Here is an 18,732-nt window from a genome sequence, read left to right as displayed (position 1 = left end):
GTGAAAATTAAGCAAAGGCACATGACAACCCTGGTTGAAAAAATTAAAGCATTATCTACTTCGCTCGCACAAGAAACGGTTGGCAACCGCCATCATTTGCACATGCATCCCGAATTATCTTTTCAGGAAACAGCGACGCAAGCTTTTGTAGAAAGCCAATTGAATACTTGGGGAATCCCAAACAGCCGTTTAGCCAATACGGGCGTTGTGGCCATCATTGAAGGAAAAAATCCAGCGAAAAAAGTAGTGGCCTTGCGGGCTGATATGGATGCCTTACCAATTATCGAAACGAACGATGTCCCCTATAAATCACAAAACTCCGGTGTGATGCATGCTTGTGGACATGATGTGCACACATCGTCCTTATTAGGAACGGCACATATTTTGCAATCTATTAAGGAGGATTTTGAAGGAACAGTGAAGTTGATTTTCCAACCGGCAGAAGAAAAAGCGCCGGGTGGAGCTAGCATCATGATCAAAGAGGGCGTTTTAGAAAACCCGAAACCGGTGAGTATATTTGGCCAACATGTAGCCACAAACGTTCCTGTGGGGAAAATAGGTTTCCGTGAGGGCATGTATATGGCCAGTACGGATGAATTATATATTAAAGTCATTGGCAAAGGAGGACATGGTGCCATGCCAGATGCCTGCATTGACCCGATTGTCATAGCTTCGCACATCATTGTGGCGATGCAGCAAATCATTTCTCGCAATAAGAACCCTAAGTTTCCATCGGTGTTGACCTTTGGTAAGATTGAAGGATTGGGGGCGACGAACGTGATACCTGACGAAGTTAATATTGCGGGAACTTTCCGGGCGATGGATGAAACATGGCGTGCTGAAGGATTGGAGAAGATGAAGAAATTGGCGGAAGGCATTGCCGATGCCATGGGAGGCCAAGCTATTTTCGAGGTTTTAAAAGGCTATCCATTCTTACAAAACAATCCTGAATTAACGCGTAAGGCCAAAGCTGCTGCAATTGCCTACATGGGCGAAGAAAATGTGGTCGATTTAGATCTCTGGATGGCCGGGGAAGATTTCGCTTTTTACACACACCATGTGGATGCATGTTTCTACCGTTTAGGAATTCGCAATGAAGCTAAAGGCATCACGAGTGGCGTTCACACACCTACTTTTGATATCGATGAGGATGCGTTGGCGATAGGACCGGGATTGATGGCTTGGTTGGCGGTGAATGAATTATCCTTGTAGAGACGTGACACCTCGCATATGAATTATGTAGAGACGCGATACCTCGCGTCTAATACAAAAAAGACGCAAAGTATTGCGTCTCTACAAATCAAAAAGAGACGCGAAGTATCGCGTCTCTACATATTAAGGATTAAAACTCCATCGGATCAGGCCATTTGAAATCATAGCTTAGTTCCTCCACGATTTTATCACCGGAAACAATTTTACCCCCTAAACACGGTTGGCTTGAGTCCCAATACCCTGGATTCATCCCGCGTTTTTCACAGTCATTCATTCCCACATCTTGTTTGGTTGGATGCTCGGGAGCAACAATGTTATAAACACCCGAAGAAATTTTCTCGCAAGTCAAGGCAATCAAATTCACCACATCATCTTTGTGCACATAATTCACTGGGCAATTCGCCCCGTCATTACGTTTGTTTGCGAAGTATTTAGCAACAAAACGATCGCCACCCATTAGGCCGGCAAGACGCAAAATCACGGAAGAAACAGGTGATGCTTTAACAATAGCTTCTGCCTGTGCCATTAAGGAATTTTCGTTTATTTCAGCCGTTTCATCAACAATCGCTGAAACATTGGCATAAACGGAGGTAGAAGAAAGGAAGATAATTTTGTCAACTTTTTTAGGATCTAAGCCATCGACCCAAGCTTGCACGATGCGCAAATATTGTTCCTCTGAGTTTTTCTTTCTACGGGGCGGAATAGCCCATACTTGAATGGCCGATTGATTTAACAGCGCCCATTCCCCTTCGGTGGTTTCGTCCGTCGCGCGAAAATCCACAACTTGAACTTTGGGATGCTTTGCTTGTTGGTGCACTTGCGATGCCGAAACTTTAACCTCAAAATCCGCTAAAGCCAGTTTAAATGCCAATGGTGCGCCTACCCAACCGCCTCCGTAAATACTTAGGTTCTTTTTCATAATTTTATGCACCTTTGGAACAAATGCAAAACAAAGATAGTTTATAAGCCATGAATAAAATGTTTTTTGTGCCCTTAATCACCATCGTCTTAGTCGCATTAGACTATTATGTTTGGATGGCGGTTAAAACGGCTCTTCGTAAATCGCGTAATAGTGTTCGCCAAACAGCAGCCATCATTTACTGGGGATTTACCGCTTTCGTACTAATAGGAACCATTTCGTATAATGCATTGCCATTGCATGCGTGGAAAAACGAATTCCGAATTACCTTCATGGCACTTGTAATGATTTCGGTCATCAGCAAATTGTTCATCATCATTTTCTTACTATTAGAAGACATCACCCGCTTTTTCCGCTGGGGAAGCAATAAAATCCGCAAAAAAGATCCGAGTGCAATTAGTCGGCATGAGTTCTTATCCCAAGCCGCCCTCGCTGTTGGCGCAGTTCCTGCCGCAACATTTGCTTTTGGGATTCTCTCGGGAGCACATGATTACCGCATTGAAAAGGTGAGTTTAAAGATTCCTAAACTTCCCAAAGAGTTCCGCGGCATGCGCATCGCGCAAGTTTCGGATATCCATTCAGGAAGTTTTTTCAACAAAACGGCTGTTCAAGGTGGCGTGGATATGTTGATGCGAGAAAAGGCCGACATGGTGTTTTTCACGGGAGATTTGGTCAATAATGAGTCCAAAGAGGTGGAGGATTACTTCAACATGTTTTCTAAAATAAAAGCCCCTTATGGTGTTTTCAGTACGTTGGGAAATCATGACTACGGCGATTATGTGAAGTGGAAAAGTGCCGCGGCTAAAAAGCAAAACTTACAGGATTTGATGAAGGCGCATGAATTGATGGGCTGGAATCTGATGATGGATGAGAATCATATCATCACAGAATCCGGAGAGAAATTGGCCATCATCGGTGTTCAAAACATAGGCATCGGTCGTTTCCCATGGTATGGTAATCTTTCCAAAGCCTATGCGGGCACAGAAGATGCATCGACCAAATTACTTTTATCGCACGATCCAACGCATTGGAATGCGGAAGTGACGAAGAACAGCAAATTCCATGACATAGATGTTGCTTTTGCGGGCCATACACATGGTGCGCAGTTTGGGGTAAAGATTCCAGGCTTTGAAACTTGGTCACCGGCTAAATACATTTATAAACAATGGGCGGGCTTGTATGAAGAAAACGGGCAGCAATTATATGTGAATCGAGGATTTGGATATTTAGGATATCCAGGGCGAGTGGGGATGCCGCCAGAGATCACGGTATTTACATTGAGTTAAGAGTTAAGAGCGAAGAGTGAAGAATGAAGAGGTAAAAGTTGAAATTAGGACCTCCGGACTTCGGACTCTGGACTAATGACTAGTGACTGACCACTGCCTACTTTTTTTCGCTTTCCTTTTGCTCCTTTCTAAAAAAAAGCTATTTTTGCATCCCAATTAATTTGGTTTCGTGGCCGAGTGGCTAGGCAGAGGTCTGCAAAACCTTCTACAGCGGTTCGAATCCGCTCGAAACCTCAAAAAACCTTCCGTTTGGAAGGTTTTTTTGTTTAACTCCATTTTGTACAAATCCCTCTCAAAAAATTACACTTTCACTTTAGGTTTATTTTGAAAGATTCTAAATAATTGATTAAACCTTAAAAAAACCTGAAATTGTTTCTCCTATAAATTGTTTCCTAAAAAATCGGAATGTAGTTTTGCGAACTGAATTAAAATGTGAAAACCAACATGATGTTTTGCAAAAAATTAACACTCGTTAAAACCTTATTATCCTTTGCGATACTATTAGCTAGCGTGAGCGCAACATTTGCGCAGGATGCAGCAGAAGGCGAAACCCTATTCAAAAACAACTGTGCGGCATGCCACAACACATCGGACGAAGTGCTTGTAGGGCCTGGTTTAAAGGGAATTAGCGAAAGACGCCCAATCGAATGGATCGTTAAATGGGTTCATAATCCACAAGCAGTTATCGCTTCAGGTGACAAATACGCAAACGACCTTTACAACAAGTTCAATAAGGCGGCAATGACTCCTTACCCGAACTTTACAGAACCTCAAATCAAAAGCATTGTTGCCTATATTGATGCAGCTAATGCAGCTCCAGCGGCTCCGGCAGCGGGTGCAGCTCCAGCAGCAGGCGCAGCAGCTCCAGCAGCTCAAAGCTCAGGCGGCATGTTAGAAGTTCTTTTAGTTGGTTTATTGATCATCATGGTGATCGTTTTAATCGCTTTATTGTCTATCGTTAGTACATTAAGCAAAATTACTTCAGGTGAAGCTTCGACAGAAGCTCCTTTGATGCAACGTTTGGCAGCAAACGCAAAAGCTTTGGCAGCTAATTCAGCTGTTAAAACAGGTATTTTAGTTCTAGCTTTATTATTAGGTGGAAAAGCAACAATCGATGCAGCGTACGGCGTAGGTATTCACCAAGGATATGCCCCAGAACAACCGATCAAATTCTCGCACAAATTACACGCGGGTCAATATCAAATCAACTGTAACTATTGCCACACAGGTGTATATGCAGGAAAAGGAGCTAACGTTCCTTCAGCGAACATCTGTATGAACTGCCACAACGCAATCAAGCGTGAGTCTCCAGAAATTCAAAAAATCTATAGCGCGATTGAAAACAACGAGCCTATTCAATGGGTACGTGTTCACAACTTGCCAGATTTGGCATATTTCAATCACTCACAACATACAAACGTAGGTGGATTAGAGTGTAAAAACTGCCACGGCGAAATCGAAAAAATGGAAGTTGTTGAGCAACGTTCTTCATTAACAATGGGATGGTGTATCGATTGTCACCGCGAAACAGATGTGAACGCGAAAGGAAATGCATACTACGACAAATTAGTTGAGGTGCATAACAAAGACAGCAAAACACCACTTAAAGTGCAAAACATTGGTGGCTTAGAGTGTTCTAAGTGTCACTATTAATCATATTACAATAGATTCAAAATTAGTCTGAATAAGAAAGATTATATGGAAAATTCGAACAAGAGGTATTGGAAAGGAATTGAGGAGTTAACCAATGAACCATCGTTTGTAAAAAATATCCACAATGAGTTTGGCAACATGCCATCAGAAAACGATGCGAAAGGCGAAGCCTTAGTAGACGGTTCTGGAACTCATCGTCGTGATTTTTTAAAGATGTTGGGTTTCGGAGTTGCAGCTGTTTCATTAGCAGCATGTGAAGCGCCGGTTAAAAACACCATTCCATACTTGAACAAACCGGAGGATGTTGAGCCTACGATTGCCAACTGGTATGCATCGACTTATACGGATGGTGGCGATTACGCTTCAATCCTAGTTAAGACGCGCGAAGGTCGTCCGATCAAGATCGAAGGAAACACCTTATCGTCTGTTTCAAAAGGAGCTCTTTCAGGCCGTGCACACGCATCTGTTTTGAGTCTATATGACAATGAAAAATTAAAAGGACCCCAAATTGGTGGAAAAGCTAGCGATTGGAAACAATTAGATGCTGAATTCACAGCAAAATTAGCGGCAGTAGCTGCGAAAGGTGGTCAAATCAGAATTGTATCTAATACCATTCTTTCGCCAACAACGAAAAAGGTGATTGCTGATTTCGCAGCGAAATACCCAACAACTCAACATATCTCATACGATGCGAATCCAGCTTACGGATTATCTGCGGCACATGGCGGAATTATCCCAAGCATCGATTTCAGCAAAGCAAAAACAATCGTTTCTGTAGGAGCTGATTTCTTAGGTACATGGATTGCACCTAGTGAATTCTCTTCTCAATGGGCTGTTACACGTCGTGTAAGCTCAGAAAAAGGAGGTAAAAAAGATATGTCACGTCACTACCAGTTTGAGACAATCATGTCAACGACAGGTGCGAACGCTGATTACCGTGCAACTTATAAGCCATCACAAGAAGGATTAGTAGCTGTAGCTTTATACAATGCGGTAGCTAAATTAACGGGTGCAGCTGGTATTGCTGGAGCAGCCGTTAAAGTTGACCACTTAGATAAAGCAGCCAAAGATTTAGTAGCATCTAAAGGTGCTTCAATCATCGTTGCAGGTTCAAATGATCCAGAAGTACAAAAAATTGTTGCAGCGACAAACGCATTAGTAGGCGCTTATGGCTCAACATTAAATACCGCTATTCCATTGAACTACCGTCAAGGTAATGACATGGCGATGGCCAACTTCATTAAAGAAGCAGGTGCAGGTAAAATTGGTGCCGTTATTTTCTATAACGCCAACCCAGTTTATAATCACCCAATGGGAGCAGCTTTAGCAACAGCTTTACCGAAAGTAGAACTTAGCTTAGCTACAAACGAGCGGGCAGATGAAACAGCATCTTTATGTCAATTCATCGCACCAGATTCACACTTCTTAGAGTCATGGAATGATGCAGAACCAAAAGCTGGTTTCTACTCATTAACACAACCAACCATTTCTACAATCTTCAAAACTCGTCAAGCACAAGCAAGTTTCTTAACTTGGGCAGGGTTGTCAGGTGATTTTGCAGCTTACTTAGAAAGCAATTGGGAGAACAACATCTTAAAAGGAGGTAAAGTAGCTTGGAATAACGCATTGCACAATGGTGTTTTCGAACCGAATGCAGGTAGCGTTTCTGCTTCTAGCCCATCGGTTGACGTGAATGCTGCAGCTGCTGCGATTGCAAAAGCATATTCAGCTTCATCTACAGGATTAGAAATTTCCGTTTACGAGAAAGTTGGTTTAGGTACAGGTTCTCAAGCGAACAACCCATGGTTACAGGAATTCCCTGAGCCAGTTTCAAAAGCTTGTTGGGACAATTATGCAGCCATTTCACAACCCACTGCAACCGAATTAAAATTAAAGCAAGGCGACTTAGTTAAAGTAAGTGCCAAAGGATACGAAGTTACATTGCCTATCTTGGTTCAACCAGGTCAAGCACAAGGAACCATTGCTATTGCGATTGGTTACGGACGTACGAAAGCTGGTAAATCAGCGGACGGCGTAGGTGTTAACGCTTATCCATTCATCTCAGAAATTAATGGCGCTTGTGTAGGAACATGTACACAAGGTGTTTCAGTAACTGCAACAGGTGAAACAAAAGACATCGCTCAAACACAAACTCACCAAACGGTGATGGCGCGTCAAGCGGTTGTTCAAGAAACTGTTTTAGCTGAATTTGCGAAAAACCCATTAGCAGGAAGCTACAAACCAAGAGTTAAGACATCTGAAGGCGAAAAAGACGCAACAGATTTAACACTTTGGAATGGTCACGAATACAACAACCACGCGTGGGGAATGGTGATCGACTTAAATACATGTACAGGATGTTCAGCTTGTGTGATTTCATGTAATGCTGAAAACAACGTACCGGTAGTAGGTCGCCAAGAAGTAATTAACCGTCGTGAAATGCACTGGATGCGTATCGACCGTTATTATTCATCAGACGCTGAGGTAGAAGATTTAAAAGGCTTAGAAATTGCTTCTGATAATCCAGAGGTCGTTTTCCAACCGATGTTATGCCAACACTGTAATAATGCTCCTTGTGAGACAGTTTGTCCAGTATTAGCGACGACTCACTCAACTGAAGGATTGAACCAAATGACATATAACCGTTGTATCGGTACTCGTTATTGCGCAAATAACTGTCCATACAAAGTACGTCGTTTCAACTGGTTCCGTTATTTCCAAACAGATGATTTTGATTTCCACTTCAACAACGATTTAGGTCGTATGGTGATTAACCCAGACGTAACAGTTCGTTCACGTGGGGTGATGGAAAAATGTTCTATGTGCGTTCAACGTATCCAAGAAGGTAAATTGACAGCTAAGAAAGAAAAACGTCGTCCAGTGGATGGTGAAATTCAAGTAGCTTGTGCACAATCTTGCCCTACGAATGCAATTACATTTGGTGATATGAATGATCCAAAATCAGCAATCTCACAATTGTTATTGGTTGAACAAGAAGGACGTGCTTACCACGTAATTGAAGAAATTAACGTGAAGCCTAATATTTCTTACTTGAAGAAAGTTCGTAACAAGGATGCTAAAAAAGCATAATTTTTTAATCGTAAAACAGTAAATAAAAATATGTCGCACGTTGTATCACCCATAAGAGAGAAACTAGTTACTGGTGGAAAATCTTATTCCGATGTTACCCACGATATCTGCAAACAAGTAGAGGGAGAGCCTACCAAAGAATGGAAAATTGCATTCGGGATCTCATGTCTTGTATTCATTTATGGTGCTTATTGCCTATTCTACACTTGGTGGCAAGGTATTGGCGTTTGGGGATTAAATAAAACCGTAGGTTGGGCTTGGGATATCACTAACTTCGTTTGGTGGGTTGGTATCGGTCACGCGGGTACTTTGATCTCTGCCGTATTATTATTGTTCCGTCAAAAATGGAGAACTTCTATTAACCGTTCTGCGGAAGCGATGACAATCTTTGCCGTATTATGTGCTGCATCGTTTATCTTAGCGCACATGGGACGTCCTTGGTTGGCACACTGGGCATTACCATTACCAAATGCCTTCGGTTCATTATGGGTTAACTTTAACTCGCCATTGGTTTGGGACGTATTTGCGATTTCAACTTACCTATCAGTTTCTTTATTGTTCTGGTACATGGGCCTTGTTCCCGATTTGGCAACAATTCGTGACCGCGCGACTACAGCAGGACGTAAATTCTGGTACGGTTTATTCAGCTTAGGCTGGACAGGTTCTTCAAAGACTTGGGCACGTTATGAATACATGTCATTGATTTTGGCAGGTATCTCTACTCCCCTAGTACTTTCTGTACACACAATTGTATCCATGGACTTTGCAACGTCTGTTATCCCAGGATGGCACACGACAATCTTCCCTCCATATTTCGTTGCGGGTGCAATTTTCTCTGGTTTCGCGATGGTACAAACGTTGTTGTTAATCACACGTGTAGTTTTCAAATTAGAAGATTACATCACGATTGAGCACATCGAAATGATGAACATTGTCGTAACAGTGACAGGTTCAGTAGTAGGTATTGCTTACTTAACTGAATTCTTCATCGCATGGTATTCAGGGGTAGAATATGAAAGTTATGCATTTATCAACCGTGCAACGGGTCCATACTGGTGGGCATATTGGATGATGATGACATGTAACGTTATCTCTCCACAATTATTCTGGTCAAAAGCGATCCGTACAAACTTGATGGTTTCATTCTTCTTATCAATCGTTGTTAACGTAGGTATGTGGTTTGAGCGTTTTGTAATTATCGTAACATCATTACACCGTGATTACATTCCATCTTCATGGGCGATGTTCTCACCAACGATGTATGATATCGGAGATTACATTTTCTCATTTGGTTTATTCTTTACCTTATTCTTCTTATTCGCTAAATTCTTACCCGTGGTAAATATGGCAGAGGTGAAATCGGTAATGAAAGGTGTATCGTCCAACTTCCCAGCGAAGAAGGCGAAAGCAGCTAAAAAAACGGAAGAATAATTATTAAGCAATTCGAAATTAAAACAATATGAGTTCGACAACTAACTACATTTTGGGTGTTTATGACGATGAGGACGAGGTTTTACACGCAGTAACAGCGGTGAAAGCACAAGGAATCAAAATCGAGGACGTATTTACGCCATTCCCAATTCACGGATTAGACGTAGCAGTAGGACATGCACGTACACGATTACCAATCGCAGCATTTATGTTTGGTACATTAGGTATGATTTGTGCATTATCACTAATCAGCTATACGATGGTATTCGATTGGCCAATGATCATCGGTGGTAAAGATTTCTTTGCGTTGCCTAACTGGATTCCAGTAACTTTTGAAGGAACTGTATTATTTACAGCCTTTGGTTTAGTAACAACATTTTGTGCTTCCAATAACTTATACCCTGGCAACAAGGTTGAGCCATTGGACTTGCGTATCACAGACGACAAATTTGTGATGGCAATTAATGTTGACAAAAACAAAGTTAGTGCAGCTGACATCAAGAAAGCCTTGAAAGATTCTGGCGCAATAGAAGTAAATACTAAATAATTAACAAGAACAATTGTTCACGAAGAAGCATAACAAGATGTTTAATCCAAGAATTAAATTCGTTTTATTAGCTGGTGTAGTTGCAGGCTTAATGTCATGCGGTTCAGACCCGAACGATACAGGAACAGAATTTGCTCCAAACATGTATCATTCTGTAGCGTATGAGCCAATGACTCAAACACAAGGTGACACGAACACCATCAATCCATTAGGAATGAATATGCGTTTACCTGTAAAAGGTACCGTTTCACGTAAGCGTTACACAGGTTCAGATAGTTTAAAGCAAGCTTTCTTAGCGCAAGAAATGATTGCTAAGACGATTCCAAATGATAGCATTTCTTACTCAGAAAAATCTTTGTACAACCCAATCGCTGCAACTCCAGAGAACATCGAAGCAGGAAAGGCTCAATATGAGCGTTTTTGCCAACATTGCCATGGTGAAGCTGGTAAAGGAGATGGCTTGGTAGCAAAAGCTTACAAAGGGGTTCCTGTTTACTCAAGTGATGCATTAAAGACGATGAATGACGGACATATTTACCACGTCATTACACACGGAAAAGGAAGAATGTGGCCACATGGATCACAAATCTCTTCGGAAAACCGTTGGAAAATCGTGTTGTATGTACACGAACTACAAAAACAATAATTCAATCAATTTAAATTAAATAGAGATCAAGATGGCGGGACATTCACATTTTTCCCCAGCAAACGTAGAAGAGCATTTTGAATTTAGTGCTGAAGGCAAAAAACGTATTATTTATGCTTTCATCGCTGGTTTAGCTGCTTTAGCGCTCGGTATTTACCTTTTATCAAAAGGCGAAGCTGGCGGACACGAAGTAGCGAATGCGGGACACGATGCAGTTAAAGCAGGACATGAAGCAGCTGGCGAGCACCTTTCCGGTGGAGCCGTTTCACACCAAGCAGGTGCCGAAGAACATTACGATTGGACAAATCGTATCTGGGCAAACGTATGGTTGAACGCTGTATTCTTCACAGGTATCGCTGTTGTGGGTATGTTCTTTGTTTCTTTGCAATACTTAACTAAATCAGGTTGGTCTGCAGTTATGAAACGTGTTCCTGAGGCTTTCCCTAAGTTCTTATACATCTCATTACCTATTTTGATCTTGGTATTCTTCTTCAAAGGAGATGTGATCTTCCACTGGATGCACCATGGTGTAACAGAAGTAGGAAGTGAAAACTATGACAAAATCATTGCAGGGAAATCTGGTTATTTAAACAAGAACTTTTTCCTAATCCGTTTAGTAGGCTTTGGAGCATTGTGGATCATTTTATGGAACATGTTGCGTAAAAAGTCTTTAGAAGAAGATTTAGTAGGTGGAAGTGACTTATTCACACAAATGGTAAAAATCGGTACAGCATTCATCGTGGTTTTCGGTGCTTCTAGTTCAATTTTTGCTTGGGATTGGGTGATGTCAATCGACACACACTGGTTCTCAACGATGTTCGGATGGTACATGTTCGCTTCATGGCACGTAACGACATATGCAGTTATCGTATTAGCAGTTCTTTACTTGAAAGACAAAGGCTTGATGGGCTATGTAAATGAAAACCATTTACATGATTTAGGTAAGTTTATGTTTGCGTTCTCTATCTTCTGGTCATATGTTTGGTTTGAACAATTCTTGTTGATTTACTATGCTAACCTACCTGAAGAAACGATTTATTTCTTGGAGCGTTGGGAAGGTCATAACAAAATTTACAAAACATCAGAAATTTTGATGGTAATCTTAAACTTCTTGCTACCCTTCTTAGTTCTAATGACACGTGATGCAAAAAGAACGCGTATTTTCTTAAAAATCGCTGCATTTTTAATCATTGCTGGTCACTACATCGACTTCTATCAAATGATTATGCCAGGTGTATTAGGAAAACACGGGGGTTACGGATTAGTTGAATTCGGGATGGTAACCGTATTTGCATCTGCATTCATTTATGTGATTTCAGGTGAATTAACGAAAGCTTCCTTGGTAGCAAAGAATCACCCGTTCTTACCAGAAGCATTACATCACGATATTTAGTATTAAGCGATTACGATTTTAACAAATACATATATGAATTACCTAATTGGTCTTTTATCCGTAGTATTCTTCATCTTGGCAATCTCTGTGATTGCAAAGAGTATGAAGTTAAATAAAAACCTAGCACAAGGAGAAGATGAGTCTACTCCGCTAGATTCAAGTAACAATACAAATGCTTATGGCATGTTGATATTCTGGTTACTAGGAACTATTGCAGGAGTTTGGTCATTCTTACATAGCTTACCTGATTTTCTTCCAGAAGCAGCTTCAAAACACGGTATCGATACTGATAAAATGTTTTGGGTTTCTATGGCCGTTGTAACATTCGCATTTTTTGCAACAAATACCTTGTTGTTATTCTTTGCATTCAAATACCGTTACAACAAAAACAGAAAAGCTACATTCTACCCAGTTAACCACAAATTAGAGTTAATCTGGACGGTAATCCCAGCGGTTGTTATGGCAATCTTAGTTTTCACAGGATGGAGAACTTGGAGAGATATTACTTCACAGGCTCCTAGCGATGCTGTTGTGATTGAAATCACAGGACACCAATTCGGTTGGTATGTACGTTACGCTGGTAATGATGATAACCAATTAGGCAATCAAAATTACAAGTTGATCGATGAGACAAATAGCATCGGTATCGACTTCACAGACAAAAATTCATTTGACGACTTTACAGCAACTGAATTACACATTCCAAAAGGTAAGCCTGTACTTTTGAAGATCAAAGCGCAAGACGTTTTGCACTCGGTTTATTTACCATACCAACGTGTTAAAATGGATGCGGTACCAGGTATGCCAACGAAATTCTGGTTTACGCCAACAATTTCTACAGATGAAATGCGTGCGAAGTTGAACAACAAGGATTTCAACTTTAAATTAAACTGTACAGAAATCTGTGGCCGTGGTCACTTTGGTATGGCTATTACGGTATTCGTAGATGAGCCTGCAGATTACAAAAAATGGTGTGCAGAGCAAAAACCATTCTTGGCTACGAATCCAAGCTATTTGGAGAAAGTACCTGCAAATTTGAAAGCAAAAGCGAGCAAGTATATCCCTGCTGAGCCTATTGCAACAGATAGCACTGCAACAGCTGCAGCTTTATAATTTTTAATAGAACAGTAGAAAGAAAAATATATTCCTATGTCAACTGCTACAACACACGCTGAAGAAGTTCACGCTCACGCACATGATCACGAACACGAGCATCATGAGCCAAATTTTATTCAGAAGTATATCTTCTCTGAAGATCACAAAACAATTGCTAAGCAATACCTTATCATGGGTATCTTGTGGGCATTTGTAGGAGGATCTTTATCCATTCTTTTCCGTTTACAATTGGGTTTCCCAGAAATGCAATTGGAATGGTTACGCCCTTTATTAGGCGAATGGATTGATGAGTCAGGAAAATTAGATAAAGAGTTTTATTTAGCGCTAGTAACAATGCACGGTACCATCATGGTATTCTTTGTATTAACAGCAGGTTTATCTGGAACATTCTCAAACTTTTTGATTCCATTACAAATTGGTGCACGTGATATGGCCTCAGGATTCATTAACATGTTATCCTTTTGGTTCTTCTTCTTGTCATCAGCAGTTATGTTCTCATCACTATTCCTTGAAACAGGACCTGCTTCAGGTGGTTGGGTAATTTATCCTCCATTAAGTGCATTGCCACAAGCTATGCCAGGTTCAGGTTTAGGTATGACATTGTGGTTGACTTCCATGGCATTGTTTATCGTTTCATCGTTGATGGGTGGTATTAACTACATCTGTACAATCATCAACTTGCGTACTCGTGGTATGACTTTCACGAAGATGCCTTTAACAATCTGGTCATTCTTTTTTACAGCAATCTTAGGTTTGTTATCATTCCCAGTATTGTTATCAGCTGCCTTATTATTGATCTTTGACCGTTCATTTGGAACATCATTCTATTTGTCGGAAATCTATATTCAAGGACAAGCGCTTCCAAACATGGGAGGTTCACCGATTTTATACCAACACTTATTCTGGTTCCTAGGTCACCCTGAGGTATACATCGTATTGTTACCAGCATTAGGGATGACCTCTGAAATTATTGCAACGAACTCACGTAAGCCTATCTTCGGATACCGTGCGATGATTGGTTCGATGATGGGTATTACAGTCCTTGCGTTTATCGTATGGGCTCACCACATGTTCGTAACGGGTATGAATCCTTTCTTGGGATCTGTATTTATGTTCTTGACATTGATCATTGCGGTACCATCAGCGGTAAAAGCATTTAACTACATCACAACTTTGTGGAAAGGTAACTTGATCTTTACTCCGGCCATGTTATTCTCAATCGGTCTTGTATCCCTATTTATTTCAGGTGGTGTTACAGGTATCATTTTGGGTAACTCGGCATTGGATATCAACTTACACGATACGTATTTCGTCGTAGCGCACTTCCACTTAGTAATGGGATCTGCATCATTCTTTGGTTTGATGGCTGGTGTTTACCACTGGTATCCAAAAATGTTTGGTCGCATGATGAATAAGACCTTAGGTTACATTCACTTCTGGGCAACATTCGTAGGCGTTTACTGCGTATTCTTCCCAATGCACTACACAGGTATCGCAGGTTTCCCACGTCGTTATTACTCATTTACGGCATTAGGAAACGGTCGCGAAGAAGCATTTACTGATTTGAATATGTTCATTTCAATCGCTGCGATCTTAACGTTCTCTGCACAAGCCATTTTCTTCTGGAACTTCTTCTACTCAATTTTCAAAGGGAAAAAGGCAACACAGAATCCATGGAACTCAACTACTTTGGAGTGGACAACTCCAGTAGAAGTAGGACACGGAAACTGGCCAGGAGAAATTCCAGCAGTATACCGTTGGCCATATGACTACTCAAAACCAGGTGCTGAGTCAGATTTCATTCCTCAAAATGTTCCATATTCTGCAACACCAGAATCTAACTTACCAGAGGAAAACGAAGAAATTGCGAACGAAAAAGCAATTGAAAGTTTATTGGCTGCGCAAAACGAGTCATATAACCGTTAATTAGAAACAACCTAAAGGATGCATCGAAATGGTTTCATTTGGATGCATCCTTTTTTTAGCTACCTACATGACCTTCCAACGTTTCGGTACAATCACCTTAATCAGCTTATATGTGCTCATATTAGCAGGTGGAATCGTACGAAGCACAGGATCCGGTATGGGATGCCCTGATTGGCCTAAATGCTTTGGACAATTCATCCCTCCTACCCATATTTCGGAATTGCCCTTCAACTACCAAGAAATCTACAAGGAAAAGCTACATGGAGAGGTGTTATTTAATCCAACCAAAACATGGATTGAATACCTTAACCGATTAATGGGTGCCCTTACAGGTCTTTTTATGGCTACAAGCCTTGTATTATCCATTAAAAAAGGTCGTAGCGTATTTCTACCAACTTTGGCTGCATTTCTACTTGTATTGGCTAATGCTGTATTAGGAAAATATGTCGTTGATTCCTTCCTTTTACCCGGTGTGGTGACCATGCACATGCTGTTGACCACCGGCGTATTATTTTTCCTATTAAAAGCATTACAGACCGACAAGCCCAAAATTGATTTAGCGCAGTCACAACGAAAATGGATTGCAATCAATGCAATCATTATCTGTATTCAAATTTTACTGGGAACACAAGTGCGTGAAAACATGGATGAGGTGATTCGTGCATTAGGCGAAAATGCCAAAGCTCAATGGATTGAAAACTTAGACTTAGGTTACATCGTACACCGTACATTTTCTTGGGCGATTCTGATTAGCCATTATTTCCTTTGGAAAAATGTTCAAACGACTAAATTAAATAATACACTCTACGTAAAGGCATTTGTCATTTGCATCGGAATATCCTTGTTTTCAGGTGTACTTATGGCCTATTTCGCGTTACCATTGGGCTCCCAACCGATACACTTAACGAGTTCATTAGTTTTATTGGGTCTTCACGTGCATGCGTGGTTAAAAACACGTAGTATATGAACAATATAAAACCCTACATCGCTTTATTAAAATCAAGACTCTCGATGACTGTAGCGTTTTCGGGAACTTTTGGTTTTTTATTGGCCCCGGTAGAACATAAGGCACTTGATATTATTCTGATTTCTTTGGGAGGATTTTTCCTAACGGGCGCCGCTAATATCGTAAACCAATTGAAAGAAATTGAGTACGATAAATTGATGAAGCGTACGGCCAAACGTCCACTACCCACCCAAACGCTTACACCAAAGAATGCGCAGATTTACGGGCTGATTATTGCGGCTTTCGCAATAGGCTTATTAGGCTATTTCACCTGGAAAGCGGCAGCGATTGGCTTACTTTCGTACATCCTTTACGGCTATGTGTACACACCGCTAAAACGAGTGGGGCCCATTTCTGTATTTGTAGGTGCATTCCCAGGCGCATTCCCTCCGATGATCGGTTGGGTCGCAGCCACACAGCGTTTCGGTTGGGAACCAGGAATATTATTTGCTATTCAATTTTTCTGGCAATTCCCTCACTTTTGGGCGATTGCATGGGTGGCAGACGCAGATTATAAAAAAGCGGGATTCCGCATGTTGCCGAATGATGGGAAAAAGGATTTGAAAACGGCATTTACGATCATGATTTACACGGTATTTTTGATTCCTTTGGGATTCCTACCGTATATGATGCATATGACAGGAATTACGTCGGCCATCATAACAATTGTGGCCGGTAGCTTGTTCTTAGGACAGACCTTTTACTTAATGATGAAACCCACAGACAAGGCAGCCCGCTGGATGATGTTTGGTTCCTTCATTTATTTATTAATTGTTCAAATCGCCTTTTTATTTGATAAAGCTTAAGTCATGAAAAATCAAGAAGAACTCCTTGCAGCCAATGAAACACGTTCGGTGAATCCGAAAGTATTTACTATGTGGTTATTCATTGTATCCATTATCATGTTGTTTGCTGCGTTTACGAGTGCATATCTCGTAAGAAAAGCAGAAGGTAACTGGGTTGAATTCGAATTACCAAATTTGTTTACTTACAGTACAATCGTTTTACTAGCCAGTAGCGTATCCATGCATTTTGCATACCTAGCAGCAAAAAAAGACCAATTTAATGCGCTTCGAATAAGTATTTCTATTACTTTTGTGCTCGGATTAATATTCTTAATCATGCAATTTTACGGTTGGATCCAATTAGTGGAAAAGAACGTATTCTTTGTAGGAAATCCGTCAGGTTCTTTTGTTTATGTACTTTCAGGCCTACATGGGCTACACTTAATCTCCGGATTGATTGTGTTATTGGTTGCATTAGTGGCAGCTTTCCGACTGAAGATTAATGCAAAAGCATTGACCCAAATTAAGATTTGTACCACCTATTGGCATTTTTTAGATGCTTTATGGGTATATTTATTTTTATTTTTAGTTTTTAACAATTAAGCAATTACCGCATGTCAGTTGCACACACTGCCCCTGCTGTACCCGAAAACCTAACATGGTCGGGTGGATCAGAACCTTTAAAAGCGAGTTACGGAAAATTAATGATGTGGTTTTTCCTCCTATCAGATACCTTTACGTTCTCAGCCTTATTGATCACTTACGGAATGATCCGTTTCAGCCAACCCGCTTGGGAAGGAACTCCTGATACGTTCTATTTTGCTACAACACACTGGCCTATCCCTGAAAAGGTATTTGAAGCCGTTCCATTTTTACATGGAATGTCATTGCCATTGGTATTCGTAGGTATCATGACTTTCATTTTGATTGCCTCTTCTGTAACCATGGTATTAGCTGTAGAAGCTGGTCACCGTGGAGACCGTAAAGATGTTGAGAAATGGATGTTGTGGACTATCGTAGGTGGATTTACCTTCTTGGGTTCACAAGCTTGGGAATGGACACACTTTATCCACGGTCCAGAAGATTTGTCAATCGCAGCGAAGCAATTGATTGATGGCGTAGTAACACCCATCGAAGGAGCTAATTTGGTTCGTAATCCATATGGTCCTCCTGCATTTGCGGATTTATTCTTCTTCATTACAGGATTCCACGGAACACACGTATTCTCAGGAGTTATCTTGAATATCTTAATTTTCTTTAATGCAGCGACTGGCGTTTACGAGCGCAGAGGGCATTATGAAATGGTTGAGAAAGTAGGTCTTTATTGGCACTTTGTTGACTTGGTTTGGGTATTCGTATTTACCTTCTTCTATTTAGTATAATCTTTATTCATCGATATTATGGCTCACGTAGCACACGAAACTTCTGAAAAAGAAATCGCCGCTCCAAACACAGGAGCGATTTGGAAAACATTTTGGATCTTATTGATCTTAACGGCTATTGAATTCGTTATCGCATTCACCATGCCAGCTAATACCTTGCGTGTTGCTATTTTCTGCGGCATGACAATCGTTAAAGCATTTTACATCGTAGGTGAATTCATGCACTTAAAGCATGAAGTGAAGTCACTAATTTGGATGATTTTAGTTCCGACAATCTTTGTAGTTTGGCTTTTAGTAGCCTTGATTTACGAAGGCGGTCACATGTATTAGTAGACCATTT

At 40.9% G+C, this 18,732-nt stretch carries 16 protein-coding genes and 1 tRNA gene; 16 read left to right on the top strand and 1 reads right to left on the bottom strand.

Features of this window, described 5'->3' with window-relative positions:
• Positions 1 to 21 precede the first annotated feature (21 nt).
• On the top strand, positions 22 to 1,212 hold the full coding sequence (locus V7S75_RS10190; protein WP_459513615.1) for a M20 metallopeptidase family protein: 1,191 nt from the start codon (positions 22 to 24) through the stop codon (positions 1,210 to 1,212).
• Positions 1,213 to 1,342: 130 nt separating this feature from the next.
• On the opposite strand, the gene V7S75_RS10185 is transcribed toward V7S75_RS10190, so the two are convergent.
• Entirely contained in the window at positions 1,343 to 2,131 is a 789-nt protein-coding gene (locus V7S75_RS10185; RefSeq protein WP_459513614.1) for an NAD(P)H-binding protein, read from the bottom strand.
• A gap of 50 nt (positions 2,132 to 2,181) precedes the next feature.
• Between V7S75_RS10185 and V7S75_RS10180 the strand changes: the two genes are divergently transcribed.
• The 15 genes from V7S75_RS10180 to V7S75_RS10110 all read left to right on the top strand — a co-directional run bounded on the left by V7S75_RS10180 (position 2,182) and on the right by V7S75_RS10110 (position 18,722).
• Positions 2,182 to 3,417 (top strand): metallophosphoesterase, encoded by a 1,236-nt coding sequence (locus V7S75_RS10180; protein WP_459513612.1) that lies wholly within the window; start codon positions 2,182 to 2,184, stop codon positions 3,415 to 3,417.
• A 163-nt stretch (positions 3,418 to 3,580) separates the two neighbouring features.
• Positions 3,581 to 3,651 (top strand) — tRNA-Cys (locus V7S75_RS10175).
• Between the two features lie 213 nt (positions 3,652 to 3,864).
• Entirely contained in the window at positions 3,865 to 5,070 is a 1,206-nt protein-coding gene (locus V7S75_RS10170) for a cytochrome c3 family protein (RefSeq protein ID WP_459513831.1), read from the top strand.
• A 45-nt stretch (positions 5,071 to 5,115) separates the two neighbouring features.
• Positions 5,116 to 8,160: a TAT-variant-translocated molybdopterin oxidoreductase gene (locus tag V7S75_RS10165; RefSeq protein ID WP_459513610.1), complete on the top strand. Its 3,045-nt coding sequence runs from the start codon at positions 5,116 to 5,118 to the stop codon at positions 8,158 to 8,160.
• Between the two features lie 30 nt (positions 8,161 to 8,190).
• Positions 8,191 to 9,591: an NrfD/PsrC family molybdoenzyme membrane anchor subunit gene (gene nrfD / locus V7S75_RS10160; RefSeq protein ID WP_377976631.1), complete on the top strand. Its 1,401-nt coding sequence runs from the start codon at positions 8,191 to 8,193 to the stop codon at positions 9,589 to 9,591.
• A 28-nt stretch (positions 9,592 to 9,619) separates the two neighbouring features.
• Entirely contained in the window at positions 9,620 to 10,138 is a 519-nt protein-coding gene (locus tag V7S75_RS10155) for a DUF3341 domain-containing protein (protein WP_459513608.1), read from the top strand.
• A gap of 37 nt (positions 10,139 to 10,175) precedes the next feature.
• The gene (locus tag V7S75_RS10150) at positions 10,176 to 10,784 is read left to right on the top strand and encodes a c-type cytochrome (RefSeq protein WP_459513606.1); all 609 of its coding nucleotides are present in this window, start codon (positions 10,176 to 10,178) and stop codon (positions 10,782 to 10,784) included.
• Positions 10,785 to 10,815: 31 nt separating this feature from the next.
• A complete protein-coding gene (locus V7S75_RS10145; protein ID WP_459513604.1) occupies positions 10,816 to 12,177 on the top strand; it encodes a quinol:cytochrome C oxidoreductase in 1,362 nt (453 codons plus the stop codon).
• A gap of 33 nt (positions 12,178 to 12,210) precedes the next feature.
• Positions 12,211 to 13,290 (top strand): cytochrome c oxidase subunit II, encoded by a 1,080-nt coding sequence (locus V7S75_RS10140; protein ID WP_459513602.1) that lies wholly within the window; start codon positions 12,211 to 12,213, stop codon positions 13,288 to 13,290.
• Positions 13,291 to 13,326: 36 nt separating this feature from the next.
• A complete protein-coding gene (locus V7S75_RS10135; RefSeq protein ID WP_459513600.1) occupies positions 13,327 to 15,219 on the top strand; it encodes a cytochrome c oxidase subunit I in 1,893 nt (630 codons plus the stop codon).
• Between the two features lie 28 nt (positions 15,220 to 15,247).
• Complete coding sequence (locus tag V7S75_RS10130; protein WP_459513599.1) at positions 15,248 to 16,186, top strand: COX15/CtaA family protein; 939 nt, start codon at positions 15,248 to 15,250, stop codon at positions 16,184 to 16,186.
• Complete coding sequence (gene cyoE / locus V7S75_RS10125) at positions 16,183 to 17,031, top strand: heme o synthase (RefSeq protein ID WP_459513597.1); 849 nt, start codon at positions 16,183 to 16,185, stop codon at positions 17,029 to 17,031. The genes V7S75_RS10130 and cyoE overlap by 4 nt, the downstream gene beginning before the upstream one ends.
• A gap of 3 nt (positions 17,032 to 17,034) precedes the next feature.
• Positions 17,035 to 17,613 carry a cytochrome c oxidase subunit 3 gene (locus V7S75_RS10120; RefSeq protein WP_459513595.1) on the top strand — a complete coding sequence of 193 codons (579 nt, stop codon included), beginning with the start codon at positions 17,035 to 17,037 and terminating at the stop codon, positions 17,611 to 17,613.
• Between the two features lie 11 nt (positions 17,614 to 17,624).
• Positions 17,625 to 18,392 carry a cytochrome c oxidase subunit 3 gene (locus V7S75_RS10115; RefSeq protein ID WP_377976622.1) on the top strand — a complete coding sequence of 256 codons (768 nt, stop codon included), beginning with the start codon at positions 17,625 to 17,627 and terminating at the stop codon, positions 18,390 to 18,392.
• Positions 18,393 to 18,410: 18 nt separating this feature from the next.
• Positions 18,411 to 18,722, top strand: coding sequence for a cytochrome C oxidase subunit IV family protein (locus V7S75_RS10110; protein ID WP_459513594.1), 312 nt, complete (start codon positions 18,411 to 18,413; stop codon positions 18,720 to 18,722).
• Positions 18,723 to 18,732 lie beyond the last annotated feature (10 nt).

This window comes from Aquirufa sp. TARAVU-A1A (assembly GCF_054558675.1).
This window is presented reverse-complemented; position numbering and strand designations above follow the sequence as displayed.

What these genes read in the sequence shown, in the direction of transcription:
- V7S75_RS10190 (WP_459513615.1), top strand. Translation starts at nt 22, where the DNA reads ATGACAACCCTGGTTGAAAAAATTAAAGCATTATCTACTTCGCTCGCA.
- V7S75_RS10185 (WP_459513614.1), bottom strand. Translation starts at nt 2,131, where the DNA reads ATGAAAAAGAACCTAAGTATTTACGGAGGCGGTTGGGTAGGCGCACCA.
- V7S75_RS10180 (WP_459513612.1), top strand. Translation starts at nt 2,182, where the DNA reads ATGAATAAAATGTTTTTTGTGCCCTTAATCACCATCGTCTTAGTCGCA.
- V7S75_RS10170 (WP_459513831.1), top strand. Translation starts at nt 3,865, where the DNA reads ATGTTTTGCAAAAAATTAACACTCGTTAAAACCTTATTATCCTTTGCG.
- V7S75_RS10165 (WP_459513610.1), top strand. Translation starts at nt 5,116, where the DNA reads ATGGAAAATTCGAACAAGAGGTATTGGAAAGGAATTGAGGAGTTAACC.
- nrfD (WP_377976631.1), top strand. Translation starts at nt 8,191, where the DNA reads ATGTCGCACGTTGTATCACCCATAAGAGAGAAACTAGTTACTGGTGGA.
- V7S75_RS10155 (WP_459513608.1), top strand. Translation starts at nt 9,620, where the DNA reads ATGAGTTCGACAACTAACTACATTTTGGGTGTTTATGACGATGAGGAC.
- V7S75_RS10150 (WP_459513606.1), top strand. Translation starts at nt 10,176, where the DNA reads ATGTTTAATCCAAGAATTAAATTCGTTTTATTAGCTGGTGTAGTTGCA.
- V7S75_RS10145 (WP_459513604.1), top strand. Translation starts at nt 10,816, where the DNA reads ATGGCGGGACATTCACATTTTTCCCCAGCAAACGTAGAAGAGCATTTT.
- V7S75_RS10140 (WP_459513602.1), top strand. Translation starts at nt 12,211, where the DNA reads ATGAATTACCTAATTGGTCTTTTATCCGTAGTATTCTTCATCTTGGCA.
- V7S75_RS10135 (WP_459513600.1), top strand. Translation starts at nt 13,327, where the DNA reads ATGTCAACTGCTACAACACACGCTGAAGAAGTTCACGCTCACGCACAT.
- V7S75_RS10130 (WP_459513599.1), top strand. Translation starts at nt 15,248, where the DNA reads ATGGTTTCATTTGGATGCATCCTTTTTTTAGCTACCTACATGACCTTC.
- cyoE (WP_459513597.1), top strand. Translation starts at nt 16,183, where the DNA reads ATGAACAATATAAAACCCTACATCGCTTTATTAAAATCAAGACTCTCG.
- V7S75_RS10120 (WP_459513595.1), top strand. Translation starts at nt 17,035, where the DNA reads ATGAAAAATCAAGAAGAACTCCTTGCAGCCAATGAAACACGTTCGGTG.
- V7S75_RS10115 (WP_377976622.1), top strand. Translation starts at nt 17,625, where the DNA reads ATGTCAGTTGCACACACTGCCCCTGCTGTACCCGAAAACCTAACATGG.
- V7S75_RS10110 (WP_459513594.1), top strand. Translation starts at nt 18,411, where the DNA reads ATGGCTCACGTAGCACACGAAACTTCTGAAAAAGAAATCGCCGCTCCA.